Origin of the sequence: Citricoccus sp. NR2 (assembly GCF_027594385.1) — a bacterium.
Taxonomy (GTDB): Bacteria; Actinomycetota; Actinomycetes; order Actinomycetales; family Micrococcaceae; genus CmP2.
The window spans coordinates 2,197,819-2,220,767 of sequence record NZ_CP115154.1 but is presented as its reverse complement, the minus strand read 5'-3'; the positions used below and the strand labels follow the sequence as shown (position 1 = coordinate 2,220,767).

The 22,949-nt window shown below is 61.9% G+C and carries 18 protein-coding genes; 3 read left to right on the top strand and 15 right to left on the bottom strand.

Annotation, left to right across the window (positions count from 1 at the left end; all coding sequences use genetic code 11):
• Positions 1-24: 24 nt before the first annotated feature.
• The 8 genes from aroC to O1A05_RS10345 all read right to left on the bottom strand — a co-directional run bounded on the left by aroC (position 25) and on the right by O1A05_RS10345 (position 9,814).
• On the bottom strand, positions 25-1,260 hold the full coding sequence (aroC, locus tag O1A05_RS10380; protein WP_270105138.1) for a chorismate synthase: 1,236 nt from the start codon (positions 1,258-1,260) through the stop codon (positions 25-27).
• Between the two features lie 52 nt (positions 1,261-1,312).
• Entirely contained in the window at positions 1,313-2,188 is an 876-nt protein-coding gene (locus tag O1A05_RS10375; protein ID WP_270105137.1) for a shikimate dehydrogenase family protein, read from the bottom strand.
• Between the two features lie 14 nt (positions 2,189-2,202).
• The gene (mltG, locus tag O1A05_RS10370) at positions 2,203-3,582 is read right to left on the bottom strand and encodes an endolytic transglycosylase MltG (RefSeq protein ID WP_270105136.1); all 1,380 of its coding nucleotides are present in this window, start codon (positions 3,580-3,582) and stop codon (positions 2,203-2,205) included.
• Positions 3,583-3,745: 163 nt separating this feature from the next.
• Positions 3,746-4,294 carry a Holliday junction resolvase RuvX gene (gene ruvX / locus O1A05_RS10365; protein ID WP_270105135.1) on the bottom strand — a complete coding sequence of 183 codons (549 nt, stop codon included), beginning with the start codon at positions 4,292-4,294 and terminating at the stop codon, positions 3,746-3,748.
• Positions 4,295-4,299: 5 nt separating this feature from the next.
• Positions 4,300-6,993, bottom strand: coding sequence for an alanine--tRNA ligase (gene alaS, locus O1A05_RS10360; protein WP_270105134.1), 2,694 nt, complete (start codon positions 6,991-6,993; stop codon positions 4,300-4,302).
• Positions 6,994-6,999: 6 nt separating this feature from the next.
• A complete protein-coding gene (locus O1A05_RS10355; RefSeq protein WP_270105133.1) occupies positions 7,000-7,332 on the bottom strand; it encodes a hypothetical protein in 333 nt (110 codons plus the stop codon).
• 198 nt (positions 7,333-7,530) lie between these two features.
• On the bottom strand, positions 7,531-8,160 hold the full coding sequence (gene rpsD, locus O1A05_RS10350; RefSeq protein WP_270105132.1) for a 30S ribosomal protein S4: 630 nt from the start codon (positions 8,158-8,160) through the stop codon (positions 7,531-7,533).
• Positions 8,161-8,398: 238 nt separating this feature from the next.
• Positions 8,399-9,814 carry a replication-associated recombination protein A gene (locus tag O1A05_RS10345; protein WP_442867688.1) on the bottom strand — a complete coding sequence of 472 codons (1,416 nt, stop codon included), beginning with the start codon at positions 9,812-9,814 and terminating at the stop codon, positions 8,399-8,401.
• A 77-nt stretch (positions 9,815-9,891) separates the two neighbouring features.
• Here O1A05_RS10345 and dtd point away from each other — a divergent pair, with 77 nt between their 5' ends.
• Entirely contained in the window at positions 9,892-10,350 is a 459-nt protein-coding gene (gene dtd, locus O1A05_RS10340; protein WP_270105131.1) for a D-aminoacyl-tRNA deacylase, read from the top strand.
• A 4-nt stretch (positions 10,351-10,354) separates the two neighbouring features.
• Here dtd and aspS read toward each other — a convergent pair whose 3' ends face one another.
• On the bottom strand, positions 10,355-12,169 hold the full coding sequence (aspS, locus tag O1A05_RS10335; protein WP_270105130.1) for an aspartate--tRNA ligase: 1,815 nt from the start codon (positions 12,167-12,169) through the stop codon (positions 10,355-10,357).
• A 35-nt stretch (positions 12,170-12,204) separates the two neighbouring features.
• Entirely contained in the window at positions 12,205-13,563 is a 1,359-nt protein-coding gene (gene hisS, locus O1A05_RS10330) for a histidine--tRNA ligase (RefSeq protein ID WP_270105129.1), read from the bottom strand.
• A gap of 163 nt (positions 13,564-13,726) precedes the next feature.
• Here hisS and O1A05_RS10325 point away from each other — a divergent pair, with 163 nt between their 5' ends.
• Both O1A05_RS10325 and O1A05_RS10320 read left to right on the top strand, forming a co-directional pair.
• Positions 13,727-15,253, top strand: coding sequence for a DUF349 domain-containing protein (locus O1A05_RS10325; RefSeq protein ID WP_270105128.1), 1,527 nt, complete (start codon positions 13,727-13,729; stop codon positions 15,251-15,253).
• Between the two features lie 460 nt (positions 15,254-15,713).
• Positions 15,714-15,998: a hypothetical protein gene (locus O1A05_RS10320; protein ID WP_270105127.1), complete on the top strand. Its 285-nt coding sequence runs from the start codon at positions 15,714-15,716 to the stop codon at positions 15,996-15,998.
• A gap of 5 nt (positions 15,999-16,003) precedes the next feature.
• Here O1A05_RS10320 and O1A05_RS10315 read toward each other — a convergent pair whose 3' ends face one another.
• From O1A05_RS10315 to ruvB, 5 genes are all read right to left on the bottom strand, one after another.
• Positions 16,004-18,301: a RelA/SpoT family protein gene (locus O1A05_RS10315; protein WP_270105126.1), complete on the bottom strand. Its 2,298-nt coding sequence runs from the start codon at positions 18,299-18,301 to the stop codon at positions 16,004-16,006.
• Positions 18,302-18,420: 119 nt separating this feature from the next.
• A complete protein-coding gene (gene secF / locus O1A05_RS10310) occupies positions 18,421-19,452 on the bottom strand; it encodes a protein translocase subunit SecF (protein WP_270105125.1) in 1,032 nt (343 codons plus the stop codon).
• Positions 19,449-21,206 (bottom strand): protein translocase subunit SecD, encoded by a 1,758-nt coding sequence (gene secD, locus O1A05_RS10305; RefSeq protein WP_270105124.1) that lies wholly within the window; start codon positions 21,204-21,206, stop codon positions 19,449-19,451. The genes secF and secD overlap by 4 nt, the downstream gene beginning before the upstream one ends.
• 74 nt (positions 21,207-21,280) lie before the next feature.
• Positions 21,281-21,757, bottom strand: a complete 477-nt coding sequence (gene yajC, locus O1A05_RS10300; RefSeq protein ID WP_270105123.1) for a preprotein translocase subunit YajC — start codon at positions 21,755-21,757, stop codon at positions 21,281-21,283.
• A 116-nt stretch (positions 21,758-21,873) separates the two neighbouring features.
• On the bottom strand, positions 21,874-22,923 hold the full coding sequence (gene ruvB, locus O1A05_RS10295) for a Holliday junction branch migration DNA helicase RuvB (protein WP_442867687.1): 1,050 nt from the start codon (positions 22,921-22,923) through the stop codon (positions 21,874-21,876).
• Positions 22,924-22,949: the final 26 nt, after the last annotated feature.

Genomic DNA, 22,949 nt, shown 5'->3' with positions numbered 1-22,949 from the left:
CGGTCGACCGACCTGGTGCCGCCGTCACTGGAGCGGATCGCCCATCGATCCCGTCGCCTCATCCTCAGAGATCGGTTCGGGGATCGGTGCCAGCGCGGCGCGGAAGGACTCAAGATTCCGGCGTGTCTCCGACACAGAATCTCCCCCGAACTTCTCCATCACGGCGTCGGCGACGACGAGTGCCACCATGGCTTCGGCAACCACGCCGGCGGCTGGAACCGCGCACACATCCGAGCGCTGGTGGTGTGCCTTCGTGGCCTGACCGGTGGACGTGTCGACAGTGGCCAGTGCCCGTGGCACGGTGGCAATCGGTTTCATTCCGGCACGCACGCGCAGCACTCCCCCGGTCGACATGCCGCCTTCGATACCGCCGGCGCGGTTCGAGGTGCGCACTGGGTCGCCCTGCTCGCCGCGAACAATCTCGTCGTGGGCCTGGCTACCGCGGCGGGTGGCGGTGGCGAAGCCGTCTCCGACTTCCACTCCCTTGATCGCTTGGATACCCATCAACGCGCCGGCCAGACGTGAATCGAGTCGACGATCCCAGTGCACGTGGGAGCCCAGTCCCACCGGAGCCCCGTATACAAGCACCTCGACGACACCGCCCAGGGTCTCGCCTTCCTTGTGTGCGGCATCAACTTCGGTCACCATGCGGGCCGAAGTGTCGGCGTCGAAGCACCGCAGCGGATCCGCGTCCAAGTAGTTGACATCGCTCGGTGCCGGCAGCACGGCATCTTCCGGGGAGCTCACGGTTCCGACAGCGGTGGTGTGTGAGACAGTAGTGATTCCGAGCTCCTGCAGGAAGGCTTGTGCCACTCGCCCCAGCGCCACACGCGCGGCCGTTTCACGGGCGGAAGCGCGCTCCAGCAGCGGACGGGCCTCGTCGAAGCCGTATTTCTGCATGCCAGCCATGTCAGCGTGGCCGGGGCGGGGACGGGTCAGCGCAGCGTTGCGCGCCAGACCCTCCAGTTCGGCCTGATCCACCGGATCCGGAGACATCACCTTCTCCCATTTGGGCCATTCGGTGTTGCCGATCTCAATGGCGATGGGTGATCCCAGCGTGGAACCGTGGCGCACGCCGCCAATCAGCGTCACCTGGTCCTGTTCGAACTTCATCCGGGCACCGCGACCATAGCCGAGACGACGACGCGCCAAGGCGTCTTGGATCTCCTGCGTGGTGACAGGGATTCCCGCGGGCAACCCTTCGATCATCCCAACCAGAGCCGAACCGTGCGACTCTCCTGCTGTAAGCCAACGAACCATGGGGTTGATTCTTTCATGTCGAGGATCCCCCTGGGGGATCATGTCGAATATCTCAGTGACGGGGAGGCAGACCTACCGCGTGGGCCATCGCCGCGGTCATAGCTGACCAGTCGACGTCGGTGTTCTCGTCAACTCGCGCGGTGAAGAGCTTCACCTGCTCCACGGCCTGATACAACAGCATTTCCAACCCGGAGACCACCTGCCCGCCGCGCTCATTCCAATCGAGAGCTAAACGGGAGGGCCAGGGATCATAAGCGGCATCCAGCAGCGGCGGCAGTGCTCCAGCTGAGATCGTGGACGCAACCTCATCCGCTGCGCGCGGTGGCAGAGTGGAGACCAGCGCCCGGTGTCCCGGGGCTTCGGTTGCGAAATCATCCAGATGACCCACGGTGGCTTCTAGACCATAACTACGAGCCAATTCCAGATGGTCCGTGGCTTTGTCTGGGGTGCGAACCAGCAGCGACACCCCGTCCATCTGCATCAGATGCGCGGCCAGAATCGCGGCTGCAGCGGTACCGCCGCCCCCGAGGATGCCCATGGTGCCGCCCACCCTGGTCGCGTCATCGCCGGCGAAGCGCAGGGCCTCGACAATGCCGTCGACGTCGGTGTTGTGCCCGGTCGCACGCCCGTCGGCGTCGAAGACCACGGTGTTAAGGAAACCCAGTCGCTGTACGCGATCCGAGAGCTCGTCCATCAGCGGCACCATCTCACCCTTGAGGGGCATGGTGACGGAGAAACCCAACCAGTCCGAGGTATTCCGGTCTTCTGAGCGGATCCCCGCGACGAATCCTGGCAGCTCGTCAACCGTCACGTCGTGCCGGCCGTAGTTGATGTCACGCTGCAAGTAGTCATAGGCGGCGGTATGCAGCGGTGGGGACTTCGAGTGGTCGATGGGGTGGCCGAGGACGGCTGCCTTCCGTTGGGGCACGGTGGTTTCTACTTTCAGCAGTAATCCGGGTTGTCTGCGCAGTACTGGCGGAATTCCTGCTGGTACTGCTGGTGCTCCGCAAGGGTTTCGGAGAACTTTGTCTCACCGGTCTCAATATTGGTCGTGATCCAGTAATAGTACGAGTTGTCCTCGGGCTCGGCCGCGGCGTCAATCGCCGCAATGGAGGGAGCACCGATCGGGCCCGGAGGCAAACCTGGGTGGACGTAGGTGTTGTACTCGTTGGACGCGTCTTGTCGCTCTTCTGCCGTGAACTGCAGGTTGCGGATGCCCAGGCCGTAGATCACCGTAGCATCGATCTGCAGCAGGCCATTGGTTTCGCTGTTGTCCGGACGCAGGCGGTTATTGATGATCCCGGCCACGCGGGCATAATCATCAGGACGCGCCTCCGCTTCGAGAATAGAAGCGATGGTGACGAGATCATACTGTTCTTGCTCGTCGGTGATGCCCAGACGCTCGAACTCCGTGATCGTCGGATCCACCGTCTGCTGAAGGATCTCCTCGGGACTCAAACCGCGTTCGAATCGGTACTGACCAACGGCGATGTAGCCTTCCAGGCTGTTGGCCTCCGCCGGGAGCCCAAAAACGGTGGGGTCCGCCGCGGCCTCTTCGAATTCCTCTACGGAATACGACGTCTGTTCTGCCAGGGCTTCGAAGACCTCGGTGATGCGCATTCCACTGTTGACGGGCACGTAATCCACGCTGGCGGCGCCGACGCGCAGTAGCACTGCGGCAGCATCCGAGGCCGGCATTTCCTCACGCAGGGCGTATTCACCGGGCTGAATGGTTTGTGTGGTGTCGACTTCGTCGAGCGCATTGAGGAACGCCTGGGTGGAAGCGACGATGTCTTCTTCCACCATGCGGTTGCCGATAACGATCGCGCCTTCGCCTGGGTTCACGGTGAAGGTGACTTCCTCGCCACCCGGTCCGGGGAAATCGTCGGGCTCGCCCAGATTGAACATGGATCGGATGCCGTAGGCCAAGCCCACCAGCACCAGGACGAACACCAACAGCGACGATGCCATCACGATCATCATGCGACGACGGCGACGCCGACGCTCTTCGAGGCGTTGCTCACTGACCGTTACTGTGCCACCGCCCACGGTCTGATACCCCGGTGCTGGAGTGACCGGCAGAATGGTCTCCGCCGCATGATGGTCCGCGTCGGCTGCGTAGTCGTCATGACCGTCATGACCGTCAACAGCAGCGTCAGCGTCTGGCCCGGCAGGTGTCCTTGTCGCCTCGGCCGGCTCAAATTCTGTGGGGTACCGGCGCTCATCGCGGGGGAACGGCGGGACGTCGCCGAGCCCGCGATCGCGGCTCGGCACCGGTGCTGGCAAAATCCGTTCAGGCGCTGGCGAGTTCTTTTCGTCCATATTACGCTCAGTGGGCTGAGGTGGTTCACCTGGCTCGGATGACCCGGCTTGCGTGGGTTTGGGCGTGGCCGCCTCTTCACGGGCCAACTGCGCGGCTCGGTCACGCTCGCGCAGTTGGCGGCGTGTTAGCGGCGGGGAGTCGCCCTCAGGACGAGGTGCATCATCACTCATGCGACTGTGCCGACCCTTCCGTGCGTTGTGGCGTTTCGGTCATGACAACCACACGCCCGATGTTCTCACCCTGAGATTGTTCCATGTCCAGGGCGTGTTGAAGAATATGAACCGCCGCCACCTGGTCGATCACCGAACGCTGTTCCCGCGTGGTTCTCCCGGCTTCATGCAGGTCACGGCTAGCGCTGACCGTGCTGAGCCGCTCGTCCACCAGGCGGACTTCGATCCCCGATTCGTTCCTGTCTAACAGTCGGCGCAGCTGTTCGGCGTACTGCACCGCATCGAGCGTGGAGGCAGTCTCCTCCCCCTGGAGATTGAGCGGGTGTCCCACGTAGATCAGGGTTGCCCCGCGCTCGACCGCTTGTTTGACGATGATGCGCTGGTCGAACCGCTTCTTGGGGTCACGGAAGAGTGTCTCCACCGGAGTGGCCAGGATTCCGCCTGGGTCACTCGCGGCCACCCCCACCCGCGCGCGACCGACGTCGATGCCCAAGCGGGCACCGCGGGGGCGCTGAGGCGGAGTGGTGGCGGTGGTGCGCATGGTGTTCAGCTCTGATTCTGCAACGTAGCGTCACGCAGGGCTTGCAGAGCCGTCTCGACCTGGTCCAGCCGGGATCCACCACCCTGGGCCAGATCGTCTTTGCCGCCGCCGCCGCCACCGAGTACACCGCAGGCGATCTTGACCAGCGCGCCAGCTTTGACACCGGCGTCACGTGCGCCCTGGTTGGTGGCTACCACCACGAGGGGACGGCCCTTGGATTCGGCGGTCATCGCGACGACGACCGATTCCTTGCCCGCTTGTTCGAGTCGCGCACGCAGGTCCATGACCACGCTGCGCAGGTCATCGGCAGACGCCACGGCGCCGAGGTGGCGGGACAACAGAGTGACGGAACCGACCGGCTCGGCGGCGTCGAGCATGCGCCCGGCTTCGGCCTGTAGCTGCGCCGAACGCAGGGTGGCCAGTTCTTTCTCCACCTCGCGCAGCTTTGCCAGGGTCGCAGCGACCCGGTCTGGAACCTGGTCGGCGGGTGCCTTCAGCATCTCGGTGAGCTGGTTGAGCAGGGTGCGCTCCGCAGCGAAGTGCTGGAAGGCGTCCAAGCCGACAAAAGCCTCCACACGTCGGTTGCCGGAGCCCACGGACTGTTCGCCGAGCAACGCAAGGGTTCCGATCTCTGTAGTGGCCCCCACGTGGGTGCCGCCGCAGAGTTCACGTGACCAAGCGCCGTTGATTTCCACCATGCGCACCTGGTCGCCGTACTTCTCACCGAAGAGCATCATGGCACCGGCCTCTTTCGCCTGGTCCAGCGACATTTCGCGGGTCACCACGGTGTGGTTGTCGCGGATGGCAAGGTTCGCGATCTCTTCGACTTCCTGCTTGGCGGCATCGCTCAGGGCATCCTGCCAGCGGAAGTCGAAGCGCAGATAGCCTTCTTTGTTGAAAGAACCGGCCTGGGTGGCCTCGTTGCCCAGCACCTGGCGCAGTGCCGAGTGGATGAGGTGGGTGCCGGTGTGGGCCTTCTGTGCGTCGAGACGACGGCGCAGGTCGATCTGTCCCAGGGCGTTGGCCCCGGCGGGCACCTCGCCCTCCTTGACGACGACGCGGTGCACGCTCAAACCCTTGACCGGCGCCTGGACGTCCTTGACCTCCAACACGAACCCGTCACCGGTGATCAGACCCGTGTCTGCAGCCTGGCCACCCGATTCAGCGTAGAAGGGGGTGGCGTCGAGGACGACGTCGAGCTCCTGACCGGACTGCCCGAAGCCAACCGGCTGGCCATCCAGCAACAGGCCTCGGATCTGTGATTCAGTGGTGTGCTCGGTGTAGCCGGTGAACACCGTGTCGCCAGCGGCGTGGAGTTCTCGGTAGGCGCTGATGTCGGCATGGCCAGCTTTCTTAGACTTCGCGTCTTGGCGGGCCCGGTCGCGCTGCTCGGTCATCAACCGGCGGAATTCGGTCTCGTTGACGCTGACTCCGGCCTCAGCGGCCATCTCCAGAGTCAAATCGATCGGGAAACCATACGTGTCGTGCAGCTCGAAAGCATCGGCGCCGGACAGGGTGCCATTGTCTGCGCGTGCGATGGACACCGCCGTTTCCAGGCGCGAGGTACCGGCCGTGATGGTGCGCAGGAAGGCCTTCTCCTCTGCGTAGGCGATCCGGGCGATGCGCTCAAAATCATTCTCGACAACCGGGTAGGTGCCCTTCATGGCATCGCGGGACACCGGCAGCAGTTGCGGCAGCACCGGCTCGGTGACTCCCATCAGGCGCATGGCGCGCACGGCACGGCGAATGAGGCGGCGTAGCACGTAGCCGCCGCCTTCGTTGCCGGGGACCACACCGTCGGAAATCAGCATCAGCGCGGAGCGGATGTGGTCGGCCACCACGCGCAACCGGACGTCGTCGTCGTAGCTGGGGTCCTGCGGGTCTTCCGAGGAGGTGTAGCGCTTGCCAGCCAGCTCGGCGGCACGGTCGAGCACCGGACGCACTTGATCGGTCTCGTACATGTTGTTGACGCCCTGCAGGATCATCGCCAGGCGCTCCAGTCCCATGCCGGTGTCGATGTTCTTGTGCTTGAGCTCGCCGATCACGTCAAAGTCCACTGCGGAGCGTACCTCACCGAGCTGGTACTGCATGAATACCAGGTTCCAGATCTCGATATAGCGGGTGTCATCCACGGCCGGCCCGCCGTCGAGCCCATATTCGGGACCGCGGTCGTAGAAAATCTCGGAGTCTGGTCCGCCGGGGCCGGAACCGCCGGTGTGCCAGTAATTGTCTGCAGCACCCAGACGCTGGATTCGCTCGGCGGGTACACCCACAACGTCGCGCCAGATGCGCTCGGCTTCATCGTCTTCCTCGTAGACGGTGACCCACAGCCGCTCCGGGTCGAGACCGAAACCGCCGTCGGCCTGAGAGGTAGTGAGCAACTCCCAGGCCATCGGGATGGCGGTCTCTTTGAAGTAGTCCCCGAAGGAGAAGTTGCCGCACATCTGGAAGAACGTGCCGTGACGTACTGTCTTACCGACTTCTTCAATGTCGGCGGTACGAATGCATTTCTGCACGCTGACAGCCCGAGAGAAGGGCGGGGTCTGCTGACCCAGGAAGTACGGGATGAAGGGCACCATCCCGGCGATGGTGAACAGCAGGGAAGGATCTGGAGACACCAGGGAGGCCGAGGGCACCACGGTGTGGTTCTTCGATTCGAAGAACGTCGTCCAGGTCTTCGCGATCTCGTGCGACTTCATTCCTGCTTATGCCTGCTTCCGGGGGTGAGACGGGTCAGTGGGAGTAACGGTGGACGACGTACGCGTGACATCCGATGCGGTGCCGGTGATGATGTCGTCGGCTTGAGTGGACCAGCCGGGAATCTCGGCGCGCAACTGGCCAATGAACGATCGGGCACCTTCGGTCAACGCGGTGGCGGCTGCCTGGCCCGCGGTACGACCGAGGTTCTCGGGCGCAAAGGTGGTGCGGAGGGATTCTTCGGCCTGCACGACGGCGGCGTCGCGGCCTTTGTTGATCAAGGAGTGTCCGAACCACCCTGCGGCGGCTCCCACTCCGATCAGCAGTACGCGCTTGATCACCGGCACGTCCTTTCCCGCAGGCCGAGCAACTCTCGTCCTGCCGTTCGTTCACACATCCTGGACTACTGTACCGAAATTCATGGAGGTTAGATGAGAACGCGGTGCAGCTGCGCCCTGATTTCCGGGGAAAAGCTTCGGCCCGGAACACCAACAGGTGTTCCGGGCCGAAGCGGTATCAACGGCTGGAGCCGTCGAGGATCAGCGTGCGTAGTACTCGACCACGAGGTTCTCTTCACAGGTCACGGGGACCTCGGAGCGCTTCGGGGCGCGAGTCAGCTTAGCCTGCAGCTTGTCGATTTCAACGTCCAGGTAGCCCGGGGTGGCGGGCAGCACTTCCTGGTGAGCGCCGGTAGCGGCGATCTGGAAGGGGACCATCTTCTCGGAGCGGGTGTGCACGTGCACCAGCTGGCCCGGCTTCACGCGGAACGACGGGCGGTCCACGCGCTGGCCGTCGACCAGGATGTGGCGGTGCACGACGAGCTGGCGTGCCTGTTGGATGGTGCGGGCGAAGCCAGCGCGCAACACGAGGGCGTCCAGACGCGACTCGAGCAGCTCGATGAGAGTCTCACCGGTCAGACCCGACTGGCGCTTGGCCTCTTCGTAGTAGCGGCGCATCTGCGCCTCACGGATGTTGTACTGAGCGCGGAGACGCTGCTTCTCCTTCAGACGCACAGCGTAGTCGGAGTCAGCGCGACGACGGGCGCGGCCGTGCTGGCCGGGACCGTACGGACGGCGCTCCATGTACTTCTCTGCCTTGGGGGTCAGAGCGATGCCGAGCGCGCGCGAGTGGCGCACGGTGCGGCGGGTGCGAAGGGTGCGGTTAGCCACGAGGGACCTTTCTTGTCATACGGCATGATCTGGTTTGTTATCGTTCGGCGACAAGGAACACCGCAGAATGGGTGAACGAAGAGCCGGCGAATCCTGGCCTCCGCAATGAATCAACACCGGAGAGCTGAGGGGCATGCCGTCGCCCGTCATTACTACCAACACGTGCTCAGTGAACACAGTTGTGCCAGACAGCAGACCATCCTAGCACGATCAAGCATTGAGCCTGAACCAGGCGACGCTAGCCCCGCTCGCCTCGAAGCAGGCGACGAAGCGCGGCCACTCGGTCCGACAGGGTTCGCTCCACGCCATTGGACGTTGGCTGGTAATACTCGCGGTCGGCCAGAGTGTCAGGCAGGTATTGCTGGGCAGCCACCGAGTGCGGGGCGTCATGGGCGTAAATGTAGCCTTTTCCGTGACCCATCGCCGCGGCCCCCGGATAGTGGGCATCACGCAGATGCAGCGGAACGACACCGCCCTTGCCCGCCTGAACATCCGCCATGGCCTTGTTGATGCCCTCGTACGCTCGGTTCGACTTAGGCGCGGTGGCCAGGTGCACCACCGCCTCGGCCAGCGGGATCCGCCCTTCCGGCATCCCGATCATCTGCACCGCTTGGGCCGCCGCAACCGCAGTCTGCAGCGCGGTCGGGTCAGCCATCCCAATGTCTTCGGACGCCGAGATGATGAGTCGTCGTGCGATGAAGCGCGGGTCCTCACCGGCTTCGATCATCCGCGCCAGATAGTGCAGCGACGCGTCCACGTCAGATCCGCGGATGGATTTAATGAATGCACTGATCACATCGTAGTGCTGATCGCCATCTTTGTCGTAGCGCACGATGGCCCGATCCATGGCGCGTGCGGCGTCGTCCAGGGTCATCGGAACCGGGCCTTCGGGGTTGTCGGCCTGGTCCAGCGCCACCCCCGCGGCTGCTTCCAGTGTGGTGAGCGCCCGACGCGCATCGCCCTGCGCCATGCGGACCAGGTACTCGACCGTCTCTTCGTCGGCGACCACTCCCCCGCCCAGACCGCGTTCGTCATCGATGGCGCGGTGGATGAGACCGGTGATGTCCTTATCGGTCAGCGGCTTCAAGGTGAGCATCAGTGATCGCGAGAGCAGTGGCGAGATCACGGAGAAGGACGGATTTTCGGTGGTGGCCGCCACCAGAACAACCCAGCGGTTTTCCACCCCGGGCAACAGCGCATCCTGCTGCGCCTTGTTGAACCGGTGGATCTCGTCGAGGAACAAAATCGTGGTGCGTCCGTGGAGGTCCCGATCGGTCAGCGCCTGATCCATGACCCGGCGTACGTCTTTGACCCCGGCGGAAATGGCGGAGAGTTCGACGAATTTTCGCCCGGTACCGCGGGCGATCACCGTGGCTAACGTTGTCTTTCCGGTCCCCGGAGGCCCGTAGAGAATCAGCGAGGAGGGTCCGGTCGCAGAACGCAGGCCCGAGGGCTCGGATTCGACCAGTTTGCGCAACGGCGAACCCGGTGCCAATAAGTGTTGCTGTCCCACCACATCGTCCAGAGACCGCGGACGCATGCGCACGGCCAAGGGGGCGGCGGAGTGTCCGGATCCGGACATGGTGGCGGATTCCACCTCAGCGGGGCCGTCGGAGGGCTCGACTCCGCCGATCGAGCTGAAGAGATCACTCACCATTCCAGCCTAGCCCTCTCCTTGACGCGGCGCATTGCGCCTCTTCGATCGAACGAGCCTGTGCCTACACTGTTCGCATGAAGGCAGTTGTACAACGAGTCCGTCGCGCCCAGGTCACCGTCGATGATGAGGTGGTGGGACAGATCGACGAACCTGGACTGACCGTACTGGTCGGTGTCAGCACCGTCGATACCGAGTCGGAGGCCGATCTCCTCGCGGAGAAGCTCTACCGGTTGCGCATCTTGGAAAACGAGGCGTCCTGCGAGAGCTCCGGTGCACCGTTGCTCGTGATCAGCCAGTTCACCCTCTATGGCGATGTCCGCCGTGGTCGGCGTCCTTCGTGGTCCGATGCGGCGCGCCCGGACCAAGCAGAGCCGCTGTACCGCCGCGTCGTCGAGACGCTACGGGGTTTTGGCGCTCGGGTTGAAACGGGACGTTTCGGCGCCATGATGGACGTCAGCTTGGTGAACGCCGGACCCTTCACGGTGCTCATCGATAGCGATGAGTTGCGTAGGCCCCGGCGCTCTACCAGCTGACGAATTACTCGGACTCGGGGGCTACTTCGTCCTTCTTCGGCTCCGGCTTTGCGTCGACGCCAGCTTCCTTCCGCTGCTGCGGGGTGATGGGAGCTGGTGCCGCGGTGAGCGGATCAAAGCCGTTGCCCGTCTTCGGGAAGGCAATGACGTCGCGAATGGAGTCGGTGCCGGCCAGCAGAGCGACGATGCGGTCCCAGCCGAAGGCGATACCGCCGTGCGGCGGAGCCCCGTACTTGAAGCCCTCGAGTAGGAAGCCGAACTTCTCATCAGCTTCTTCTTCGCTGAGGCCCATCACGCCGAACACACGCTTCTGCACATCCTGGCGGTGGATACGAATGGAGCCGCCACCAATTTCGTTGCCGTTGCAGACGATGTCGTAGGCGTACGCTAACGCCGAGCCGGGGTCCGTGTCGAAGGTGTCGAGGAACTCGGGCTTGGGCGAGGTGAACGCGTGGTGCACCGCGGTCCAGGATCCGGAGCCCACGGCAACGTCGCCGGAAGCCACCGCATCGGCCGCCGGCTCAAACAGCGGAGCGTCCACAATCCAGACGAAAGCCCAGTCCTGCTCTTCGATCGGCACCTCACCGGGGGCCTTAATGAGTCCCACACGGTGACCGATCTCCACGCGCGCTGCACCGAGCAGTGCACGAGCGTCCTTGGCGGTTCCGGCACCGAAGAAGATGCAGTCGCCCGGCTGGGCACCGGTGGCTTCGGCCAAACCGGCTTTCTCTTCGTCGGTGATGTTCTTCGCCACGGGGCCACCCAGCGAGCCGTCCTCCTGGATCAGCACGTAGGCAAGTCCCTTGGCGCCGCGTTGCTTCGCCCATTCCTGCCAGGCGTCCAGGGTGCGGCGCGGCTGCGACGCACCACCGGGCATCACCACGGCGCCGACGTAGTCGGACTGGAACACGCGGAACGGGGTGTTGCGGAAGTACTCGGTCAGGTCCGTCAGTTCCAGACCGAACCGCAGATCCGGCTTGTCAGAACCGTACTTTTCCATGGCCTCGGCGTAGGTCATTCGGCGAATCGGGGTGGAGATCTCGACCCCGATCAGTGACCACAGCGATGCGATGATCTTCTCGCCCAGGGCGATGACGTCGTCTTCCTCCACGAAGGAGGCCTCGATGTCGAGCTGGGTGAACTCGGGCTGACGATCAGCGCGGAAGTCCTCATCGCGGTAGCAGCGAGCGATCTGGAAGTAGCGTTCGACGCCGCCGACCTGGAGCAGCTGCTTGAACAGCTGCGGTGACTGCGGAAGGGCGTACCAGGATCCGGGCGCCAGGCGGGCTGGGACCAGAAAGTCGCGCGCACCTTCCGGGGTGGAGCGAGTCAGGGTCGGGGTCTCGACCTCGATAAACCCTTCCTCGTGCAGCAGGTCACGCGCAGCACGGTTGACGTCCGAGCGCAGTCGCATGATTTTCGCCGGCTGCGGGCGACGCAGGTCCAAATACCGGTGCCGCAGGCGGGCTTCCTCGCCCACCTCCACGTGTTCATCAATCTGAAACGGAAGCGGATCGGCGGTGTTGAGCACCTCGACGGTGTCGGTGATCAGCTCGATCTCGCCGGAAGGCAGGTTCGGGTTCTCGTTGCCGGCAGGACGTTTCTCGACCGTCCCGGTCACACGCAGCACGAATTCGTTACGCAGCGGATCGAAGTCCTTCTCGTCACGCACCACCACCTGGGCGAAGCCCGAGGCATCACGCAGGTCAACGAAGGCCACGCCTCCGTGGTCGCGTCGACGGGCGACCCATCCAGCCACGGTGACGGTCTGTCCAATGTGCTCGGCGTTGAGCTCGCCGAGCTGATGCGTGCGCAGCACGGTTGTCCTTCCGGTAGTGAATACTTCGCTGAAGTTTAGTTGATGTCCGACGTCGGCGCGGACACGGTCGGTGCCAGGTCCTCGGCCGCCGGAACCCACGTCTGAGGATCGGCCGCCACCTGTTCGCCGCTGCGAATGTCCTTGACCTCGTGGTTCGGTACGCCGTCGTTGATGCTGGTGAACCAGACGTACGGAATTCCGCGGCGGTCCGCGTACTTGATCTGCTTACCGAATTTCTCGGCGCGCACCGCCACTTCGGCCGCCACCCCACGAGAACGCAACAGGGCCGCCGTGTCCAGGGCGGTCTCCCAATCCTCATCCTGTGTCAGCGCGACGTACACCGCGGTGGGGACGGAACGAGAAGCCTCAGCCATCTGTTGCGAAAGCATCCGCATCACGAGACGCGTCACCCCGATGGAAAGTCCCACGCCGGGGAAGGTCCGGTTGCCCTTAGTCGCCAGCGAGTCATAACGGCCACCGGAGCAAATAGAGCCAAGCTGTTCATGTCCATCCAGCATGGTCTCGTACACCGTGCCCGTGTAGTAATCCAGACCCCGCGCGATCGACAGATCCGCCACAGCGCGACCCGGCATCCGCCGGTGCAGTTGCCCGATCACCTCGGCCAGCTCGGAAAGACCTTCTTCGAGAAGTTCATCATGAACGTCAAGGGCGCGGACCTGATCGACGAAGCTGGGATCTTCGGTCCGGATCCGGGCCAAGGCGAGTGCCTTCTGTGCTTGCTCATCGGTAGCGCCGATTTCTTCGCGCAATAGGCGAGCCACTTCGTCTTCACCGATCTTCTCGAGCTTGTCGATGCAACGGAGCACGCCTGCGGTGTCGTTCAGACCGACCCCCCGGTAGAAGCCCTCGGCCAGTTTCCGGTTGTTGATCCGAATGGTGAAATCGCCGATGGGCAGTTCGGAGAGTGCTTCGGCCATCACCAGCGCGACGTCGACGTCGTACCGGAACGGCAGCGTGCCCTCGCCCACCACGTCGATATCCGCCTGGGTGAATTCGCGGGCGCGTCCTTCTTGAGGGCGCTCGCCACGCCACACCTTCTGAATCTGGTAGCGGCGGAAAGGGAAAGCCAGGTGACCGGCATTCTCGGTTACGTAGCGGGCGAAAGGCACCGTCAGGTCGAAGTGCAGGGCCAGCCGGTTCGGATCCTCAGCCTTCTCGGGTGCCTCACCTTGCAGTCGCGATACTGCATAAACCTCTTTATCGATCTCGCCCTTGCGCAACAGCGTTCCCAGGGTCTCCACCGCACGCGTCTCGATATTGGCGAACCCATGAAGTTCGAAGACACGACGCAGCGTGTCCTGAACATGCAGTTCCACCAGCCGTTCGGCGGGGAGCCACTCGTGGAAGCCAGACAGGGACGCTTTGCGTGACATGAATCAGCACTTTCTGGTCGTGCAACGGGGACGAAGGTCATGGATTCGGCGCTCAGGCGCGGAACCCACCTGTCATTCTATGCCGTTGACGGTAGGCTGTTCGTGACCATGTTTCGTCTCGACGTGCTCAAGCCAGCACGATCCAGCACAGAGAGTTCCAGCGGTGACCCACAGTCAAGAATCCGACGTCCCCCATTCCGAAGCACAGCAGGACGTTGACGACGCTCTGAAGTCAACGGCAAGCACCGAGGCGCATCAGCCGACCGACACGCCGGCTGTTCCCGAAAAGACGGCTCCCCAGAAGCCGCGTCCCGTGCCCTCTCCGGCTTCGGTTCGCCCCGCTCAGCCCGCTTCCCCGGCTTCGATTGCCAAGCCTGCCGCCGAAGCGCATGCAGCGCAGCAACCACCGGTAGCCCCCGCCGTGCCGACTCACCGCACTGAGGTGGATGACGCACGCCAGTTTGCCGAAGTCACCGAAGACGGACATGTGGTGCTGATCGACGGCAACGATCGTATTCCCGTCGGGCAGGTTCCCGATGTTCCTCGGGATGAGGCGCTGGCCTACTTCGTGCGCAAGTACGACGACGCGATGTCGCAGGTTCTTCTTCTGGAGCAGCGTCTGGCAACGGACACCTCGACCGCTGACCTCCGCAAGGCTCTGGGACAGTTGCAGGCCACTACCGATGAACGCAAGATGGTCGGTGACATGGTGGCGCTGCGCAAGCGCATCGCGTCGCTGGAGACCACGCTGGAGGTGCGCCGCACCGTCGAGAAGGAAGCGCATCACAAGGCAGTCGAAGAACAGCGCACGGCTCGTAAAGCGATCGTCGATGAAGCGGTAACCATCTCCGAGCAGGATCCGCAGCGCACTCAGTGGAAAGACTCCTCGCGCCGCATGACCGAGCTTTTCGAGCAGTGGAAGACGACCCAGAAGAAGGGTCCCCGACTGCCGAAGCCCGAAGAGGACGAACTGTGGAAGCGATTCCGTGCAGCACGCTCGACCTTCGACAAGCACCGCCGCGCCTTCTTCTCACAGCTGGATCAGACCAATGCGGAAGCTAAGAAGGTCAAGGAACGCCTCATCGCACGTGCTGAAGAGCTATCGTCGTCCACAGACTGGGCGACGACCGCGATGAAGTACCGCGATCTGATGTCGGAATGGAAAGCCGCACCCCGCGCCTCACGCCGTGAGGACGATGCATTGTGGACACGTTTTCGTGCCGCGCAGGACGTGTTCTTCAATGCCCGGAAGTCGGCCAATGACGAAATCGACCGCGAATTCGAGGAGAACCTGAAGGTCAAGGAGGCCATTCTCGAAGAGGGCAACAAGCTGCTGCCGTTCAAGAATGTCGATCGTGCCCGGGCCGCCATCAATGAGCTGCGCGGACGGTGGGACGACGCGGGCAAGGTTCCGCGCAAGGACATCGGACGGATGGAATCTGGTTTCCGTCGTCTCGAGGAGGCTCTCTCTCAGGCGGAGCAGGAGCACTGGCAGCGGACCAACCCCGAAACCAAGGCTCGCACGAATTCCGCTCTGTCCCAGCTTGAAGACGCCATCGCCGGACTCGAGCAGGATCTGGCCCAGGCCCAGGAACGCAACGACGAGAAGGCCATCAAGAAGGCCCAGGAAGCACTCGATGCCCGCAAGCTCTGGTTGCAGACCCTGCAGGCATCTGCAGATTCCAACTGATTCTTGATCTGATGCTCCGGGGTCGTCCACAGCGCGGGCTTCCCCGGTGAGTCATCCACAGCGGTGGTCCTGTTTCGACAGGGCCACCGCTTTTTGCTGGGACGATCACTTCATGAAGAATCTCGCCATCCCGGTTCAGAGGACCGGTTCAAAGGAGGGGCAACCACCGTGGCTCTGGACTCCAGGGCCCGGCCTCATACATGCCGAGCTCCAGTCGATGGCCCGCACTGGACTACTTCGCCGCGGATTGGGCGACTGTTATGTGAGTGCGGACCAGCCCGACACGGCTGAAACTCGGGCGCATGTAGTGTCGATCATGGGGCAACGACTGATCGGTGGTTTGTGGACGGCCGAACTCCAAACGGCCCGGTGGATCCATACGGGTGGATGCCCACCCATCTGCTTCGAAGCATCCGTGCCTCGGTATCATCGGCCTTCCCGGATACCGACAGAGTTGCCGTTGAGACTGCGCCAGGGAGTCACCGGTGGCGCCCTGGTTTCAGGCAAGGGCTGGGAGACCGATGTTCAGATGATCGGGCCGGTACGGTGCACGATCCCCGAGCAGACGATGGAGGATCTTCTTCGGCTGTCGCCGATAGATGTGGACCCGGTTCAATTGCGACTACTGTTGCGTCACTGCTCTCGTGACGAGTTACTCGCTCGCTTTACCTATCGCAGTTACCAAGCCGGCATGGCTCGCGCGATCCAGCGATTGAATGAGTTGCTCGATGCGACCGCCGAGTGACGGTGTTAGGTCTTACGCTGTCCCTTATCCGAGGTACGGAAGACGTCGTAGACGCCGTCAATGCGGCGGATGGAGTTCAACACGTGCTGAAGATACGCTGGATCGCCCATCTCGAAGACGAATTGCGACTCCGCAACTCGATCCCGCCGCGTCTTCACGGAGGCCGAGAGAATGTTGACGTGGTGCTCGGCGAGAATACGAGTCACATCGGACAGCAACGACTTGCGGTCGAGAGCCTCCACCTGGATCTCCACGACGAACACAGAGTCTTGGGTCGGAGCCCATTCCACGTCGACAAGACGATCCGGCTCGGCTTTCAGGTTCTCGACGTTCTGACAGTCAGTCCGGTGCACGGAGACTCCCGAGCCGCGGGTGACAAACCCGACGATGTCGTCTGGTGGAACCGGAGAACAACAGCGGGCCAGTTTAGCCATAACTTCGCCAGTGCCCGGAATAATGACACCAGAATCTGAATGCCGACTGGGCAGACTGACCTGCGGCATCGCGCCAGTATCGAAGTACTCTTCTTGAGCCGGCTCCGGTGGCTCAAGAAGTGCCTGGATATGTTCGAAGACATTCTGGGCGGAGACGTTGTTTTCGCCGATAGCAGCGTAGAGCCCGGAGACGTCCGCCAGGCCCAGCTCTTCAGCCACCGTGCCCAATGCGTCTGTGCTCATGACTTGGCTCAGCGGCAACGATTGTTTGCGGGCGTATTTGGTCAGCGCGTCTTTTCCGACTTCGATGACTTCGTCGCGGCGTTCCTTGGAGAACCAATGCCGGATCTTGTTGCGTGCGCGGGCACTGCGTACGAACCCCAACCAATCTTGGCTGGGGCCCGCGTCTTCACTTTTCGACGTGAAGATTTCGACAGAGTCGCCATGATTGAGCGGGGAATTCAGTGGTACCAGACGCCCGTTGACCCGGGCACCGATGGTCCGGTCACCGACTTCTGTGTGCACCGAATAGGCGAAGTCCACGGGGGTAGATCCAGCAGGGAGCACTTTAATCTCGCCTTGCGGAGTGAAGACATAGACCTCGGCCGCTCCGATCTCGGTGCGCAATGAATCCAGGAAGTCGTTCGGGTCCTTGGCGTCCTTCTGCCAGTCCAGGACGGCACGCAACCAATTCGGTGTCGCGTCGCCGTTCTCCTCAGCACCAGCATCCTTATAGCGCCAGTGAGCGGCAACGCCGTATTCAGCTCGGCGGTGCATTTCATGCGTGCGAATCTGGATCTCAACACGCTTGCCACCGGGGCCGACGACGGTGGTGTGGAGCGATTGATACATGTTGTACTTCGGCATCGCAATATAGTCTTTGAACCGGCCCGGAATCGGAGACCACTTCGCGTGAAGAACACCCAGTGCCGCGTAGCAGTCCCGTACAGAATCGACCAACACGCGGACACCGAGAAGATCGTAGATCTCGTCAAACTCTTTTCCGCGCACGATCATCTTCTGATAGATCGAGTAGTAATGCTTGGGCCGTCCTGACAGCGTTGCCCGAATCTTGGCGTCACGGAGTTCGCGCTCGATCTGTTCGCTGAGCTGGGCAACATTCTGTTGCCGTTCCGGGGTTCGCTCCCCGACCAACCGGACGATCTCCGAGTACACCTTGGGCCACAATGCAGCGAAAGACAGGTCCTCAAGCTCCCACTTGATGGTGTTCATTCCGAGACGATGCGCGAGCGGCGCATAGATCTCCAGGGTCTCTTTCGCTTTGCGGGCGCTGGACTCGGGCGGCACGTAACGCCAAGTTCGGGCATTGTGAAGCCGGTCTGCGAGCTTGATCAACAGCACGCGTACATCCTTGGCCATGGCCAAAACCATTTTGCGGACGGTCTCGGCTTGCGCCGCAGCGCCAAACTTCACTTTGTCCAGCTTCGTCACACCGTCGACCAGTAGCGCCGTTTCCTCACCGAATTCGCGACTGAGCTGGTCCAGTGAGTAGCTGGTGTCTTCGACAGTATCGTGCAAAAGGGCGGCGGCCAGCGTAGTACCTGTCAGACCGAGTTCCGCCAGAATGGTCGCCACCGCGACCGGATGGGTGATGTACGGATCGCCGCTTTTCCGCTTTTGCCCCTCGTGATACTTCTCTGCGACGGCGAAAGCACGGATAACGAGATCAAGATCCGATTTCGGGTGCCGAACTTTCAACGTGCGGATCAGTGGTTCCAAGATCGGCGAGTACCCGCCGACCACTGGGCGACCGGTCAGACGCGCAAGGCGTCCTCGTGGGCGGCGAGAATTGACAGCAGCAGACGTTGAGGACGCGTCCGATGACGTAGCGTCGGTGGAATCCGTCATGTCGTCCCCTCCCCTCATGGCGCCCAAGGCGACCAAAGCATGATCCCTGTCACCGTTACCGGTGGGTGAAACATTAGTCCCAGTTGCCGCCCAATACCAATATTGGGCGTAAGGACAGCCTAGACGTGAGAGACTGCGCTGGGCTCGGTGACGGGCGCATCACCTTCACCGCTACCAGAGCGACGCTTACGCAGGATCCGCGCGTCGTGTTCCTGAACATTTTTGTCACGGCGTCGAAGCAGCGCATACAACGGTGCCTGGATGAACAAAGTCGCCAAGGTGCCAACGATAATGCCGACGAAAATCGCCAGCGAGATATCGCGCAAGGTACCCGCGCCTAGAAGCCCGGCACCAATGAAGAGAATTGAACCGACCGGCAGAATTCCGACGATCGAGGTGGTGATAGAACGTACCAAGGTCTGGTTCACCGCAAGGTTGACGTTCTCAGAGAACGTGCGTTGAACGTCTTCTTCTAGGTTGTCCGTATTTTCGCGAATTTTATCGAAGACCACGACGGTGTCATACAAGGCATACGACAGAATAGTCAGGAAACCAATGATGGCCGATGGTGTGATTTCGAAACCCGTTGAACCATAGATACCAGTCGTCAGCGCCACAACGTAAAACAGTCCGATAATGGCAGCGAGAGACATCTTCCAGGTGCGGAAATACAACGCCATAAGCAACGCGACCAGCACCACGAAAATGATCAGACCGATGGCAGCCTGCTGGCTCACCGCCTGGCCCCAGGTAGGGCCAACGAACGTGGAGGTCACATTGTCGGCACCGACCCCGTATGCCTCCTGCAGGTTCGCTGCGACCTCGAGCGTCTGGTTGTCGTCCAAATGCTCAGTCTGAACCCTCATGGTGTTAGGTGCAATGTTCGTCGCAGTGACCACGGTTTCAGGCACCACGTCGGTCACGGCGGACTCCCCCGCAGCGGGGTCCGTGTCGGATACGCCGGAGACGGTGAATTCAGATCCGCCGCGGAATTCAATGCCCATGTTGAAGCCGCCGCGGGCCAACGTGAGCCCTCCGGAGATGACGAGAAGGATGGCAGCAATGACGAACCACAGCTTCCACCGGTGAACAAAGGGATAGGACTTCTTGCCTGTGTAGAGCTCGTTGCCCCAGGTCGCCAAGCGGCTCATTTCTTTCCCTCCGACGATCCTGCGTCCACTGACTCAGATGTCTGCTGTCCCGAAGACAGTCCTAGCTGGTCTTCACGTTCCAGACGCCGTTTCTCGGCGATGGTCTGGCGACGTTGAGCTTCCTTCGAAGAACCTTTATTACGCTTACCCCGCGCGGGCGCAGCCTGCTCGACGGTCTTGAATTCGCGGACTTTACCTGCCCCCTTGTACAGCGGCTCCTGGCCGAGAAGTGAGGGATCCATTCCAGACAGCGGGTGGCCCGAGGCGAAGAATCTCGTACGTGCCAACAGCTGCATCACCGGATGCGTGAACATGAAGACGACCAAGAGGTCGGCCACGGCGGTCAGACCCAGCGTGAATGCGAAGCCACGCACGTTGCCCACGGCGGCGAAGTACAGCACCACGGCCGCTAGTAGGTTCACGGCCTTTGACACGGTGATTGTCCGCTTTGCGCGCGCCCAACCGTATTCCACGGCCTGTGCCAGTGGCCTTCCGGCACGCATTTCGTCCTTAATGCGCTCAAAGTAGACGATGAAGGAGTCCGCTGTCAGACCAATAGCAACGATAATGCCGGCGATACCGGCCAGGGACAGCCGGTAATTATCGGACCATCCCAAGAGAACGATCGCCAGGTAAGTCAGGATGCCCGCCACGACCAGCGACGACAGTGTGACCAGTCCCAGTGCACGATATTGATAGAACTGGTAAGCGGCAACGAGGATTAAACCGATCAAACCGGCTATCAGACCCCAATACAACTGGTCTTGACCCAGAGTTGCCGAGATCTGCTGCTCCGACTCGATATTGAAGCTAATCGGAAGCGCACCGTACTGCAATTGCTCGGACAGTGCCTGTGCTGTGACTTCGGTGAAGTTACCCGTGATCTGTGCCCGACCGTCTGCGATAACAGCGTTGGACGACGGAGCCGAAATGATCGTGCCGTCGAGCACGATGGCGAACTGATTGCGGGGGCTCTCCAGCGGGGTAATTCGCTGAGTGACCTCACGGAATGCGCTCGTACCTTCGCTATCGAACGACAGGTTTACGGCCCACTGGTTTGTGGAAATACCGCCCGGAGCGGAGGCCATACCGAAGTCCGCATCCGAGATCTGGGTACCGAAAACTTCAACCGGCCCCAGGATGTACTTCATGCCGTACTGCGGGTCACACGAAACCATCGGTTCATCTTCAGGCACCGGCTCACGATTTCCTTCGGCGAGGAAGGCATCACAGTCGAGCTTCTGGAATTCGTCGGCCAGTTCTGGGGTGACCCAGTTGAAATCGGAACCACTTGTCGGCTCTGCCGTAGGCTCTGGGAAATCTTCCAGTGCCGTCTGGTCCTCTTCTGGTGTCGCCGTACCCTGTGCGCCGCTGATCACCGCGCGGAATTCCATATTTGCCGACGCCTGGATCAATTCACGCGTCTGTGAGTCCGGAGTACCTGGCAAGGACACCACAACCGTGTTGCCGCCCTGAACATTGATTTCTGCTTCCGAAACGCCTGAGCCATCGACACGTTGGCGGATAATCTCCACTGCCTGGTCCATCTGCTCAGAACTGACCTGCTCTCCCCCGGCCGTCTCCGGAGACAGCACCATCTGGGTACCGCCTTCGAGGTCGAGCGCAAGAAGTGGAGCACCAGTGGTCTGGTTTGTGGCGATGCCGATGCCAAGTACGGCCGTCAGCACAACGATGATAGCTCCCAGCCATCCGAGTGTGCGTTTGGGACGGCCGGAGCTTGTCGATGAGGACATAGTGAGCTGGACTTTCAGTTAAGGCTGGGTGGACCCACCCGGGCAATACGAGGCGCTTTCAATCCGCCGCGGTGTTACTTCTGGTCCGCGTCGCCGCGGGGATCCTCAGGATTCAAGCTCGGCTTGGTGTCCTTGGAATCTGTGGTTGCGGGGCCCCCGTACTCTTCACCGTTGAGGTCGTACGTGCCATCCACATTCTCGGCCTCGGCCGACGCAGCCGGCTCGGTTGGTTCGATCACCTGACCGATGGCCTGAATGTGCACCGTGACGTTGTTTCCAGGAGACAGCTCAAGGACCACCTTGTTCTCGTCCTGGTTCACAGCGACAACGGTGCCGAAAATGCCCGCACCGGTCATCACCTCCTGGCCGGGGGCCAGCGAAGAACGGCGCTTCTGCTGTTCCTGCTGAGCCTTCTTCGAACGGCGGAACATGAAGAAGATCAGCAGACCGAAGACGGCCAGCATGATGATGAAGAAGGGGTCGAATCCCCCTGTCGGTTCACCGTCCTGGGACAGCAGGCCTGCATCGACGGTAAAAGGACTCAGGGTCATAAGGAGACACCACATTCTGTGTTCGGGACATAAGTCAACTCAGTCAGTCTAGTGCCTGAGTCTGGACTATCCCAGAAGACATGACGAGCCGAGTGCCTTCGACGGCTTCCGAGGGGCTAGTTGACCTCATCTTTGGAATCATCGTCACCATCAATGAGCGACCAGGCACCCACCACCGGGGAGTCCTTCGGCACTGACAACCCCAAGTGTTTCCATGCCGCTGGCATCGCGATACGCCCGCGAGGCGTCCTACCGAGTAGACCTTCACGCACGAGGTACGGTTCGGCGACTTCCTCGACGGTCTCCGTTTCCTCGCCGACCGCGATAGCCAAGGTGGACAGTCCCACCGGGCCGCCGCCGAATTTGAGGCACAGCGCTTCGAGAACGCCACGGTCTAAACGATCCAACCCTCTGGAATCGACCTCGTACATGTCAAGTGCGTTTGAGGCGGCCCGCGCGTCGACCTGTTCAAGCCCTTTCACCAGGGCCCAGTCGCGGACGCGGCGCAGCAGTCGATTCGCGATACGAGGCGTTCCTCGCGAACGGGAAGCAATCTCGCTGAAGGCCGCCGAGTTTAGCTGCATATCCAGCATGGCCGCGGATCGACGCAGCACGAGTTCCAGCTCATCGGAGCCGTAGAACTCCAAATGTCCGGTGAAGCCGAAGCGGTCACGAAGCGGCCCGGGCAACAGGCCCGCGCGAGTGGTCGCTCCCACAAGAGTGAAGGGCGGCAGTTCCAAGGGGATGGCTGTAGCACCCGCGCCTTTACCCACAACGATATCGACACGGAAATCTTCCATCGCCATGTAGAGCATTTCCTCGGCAGGACGAGACATGCGGTGGATCTCATCCAGGAAGAGCACCTCACCTTCGGTCAATGAGGACAAGATGGCTGCCAGATCACCGGCATGCTGAATTGCTGGACCCGAGGAGATCCTCAACGGCGCGTTCATTTCGGCAGCGATGATCATCGACAGCGTGGTCTTGCCCAGCCCAGGAGGACCCGAAAGCAAAACATGGTCAGCGCTTCGCCCACGTAGTCGGGCTGCTTCCAAGACGAGCGAGAGTTGATCACGCACGCGGCGTTGACCCACGAAGTCATGCAGGTTGCGAGGCCTCAGGGCTGCTTCAATTTCACGTTCCTCGGTGTCAGCGCCTGCACTGATGACACGATCATCGCCGCGACCTGGAC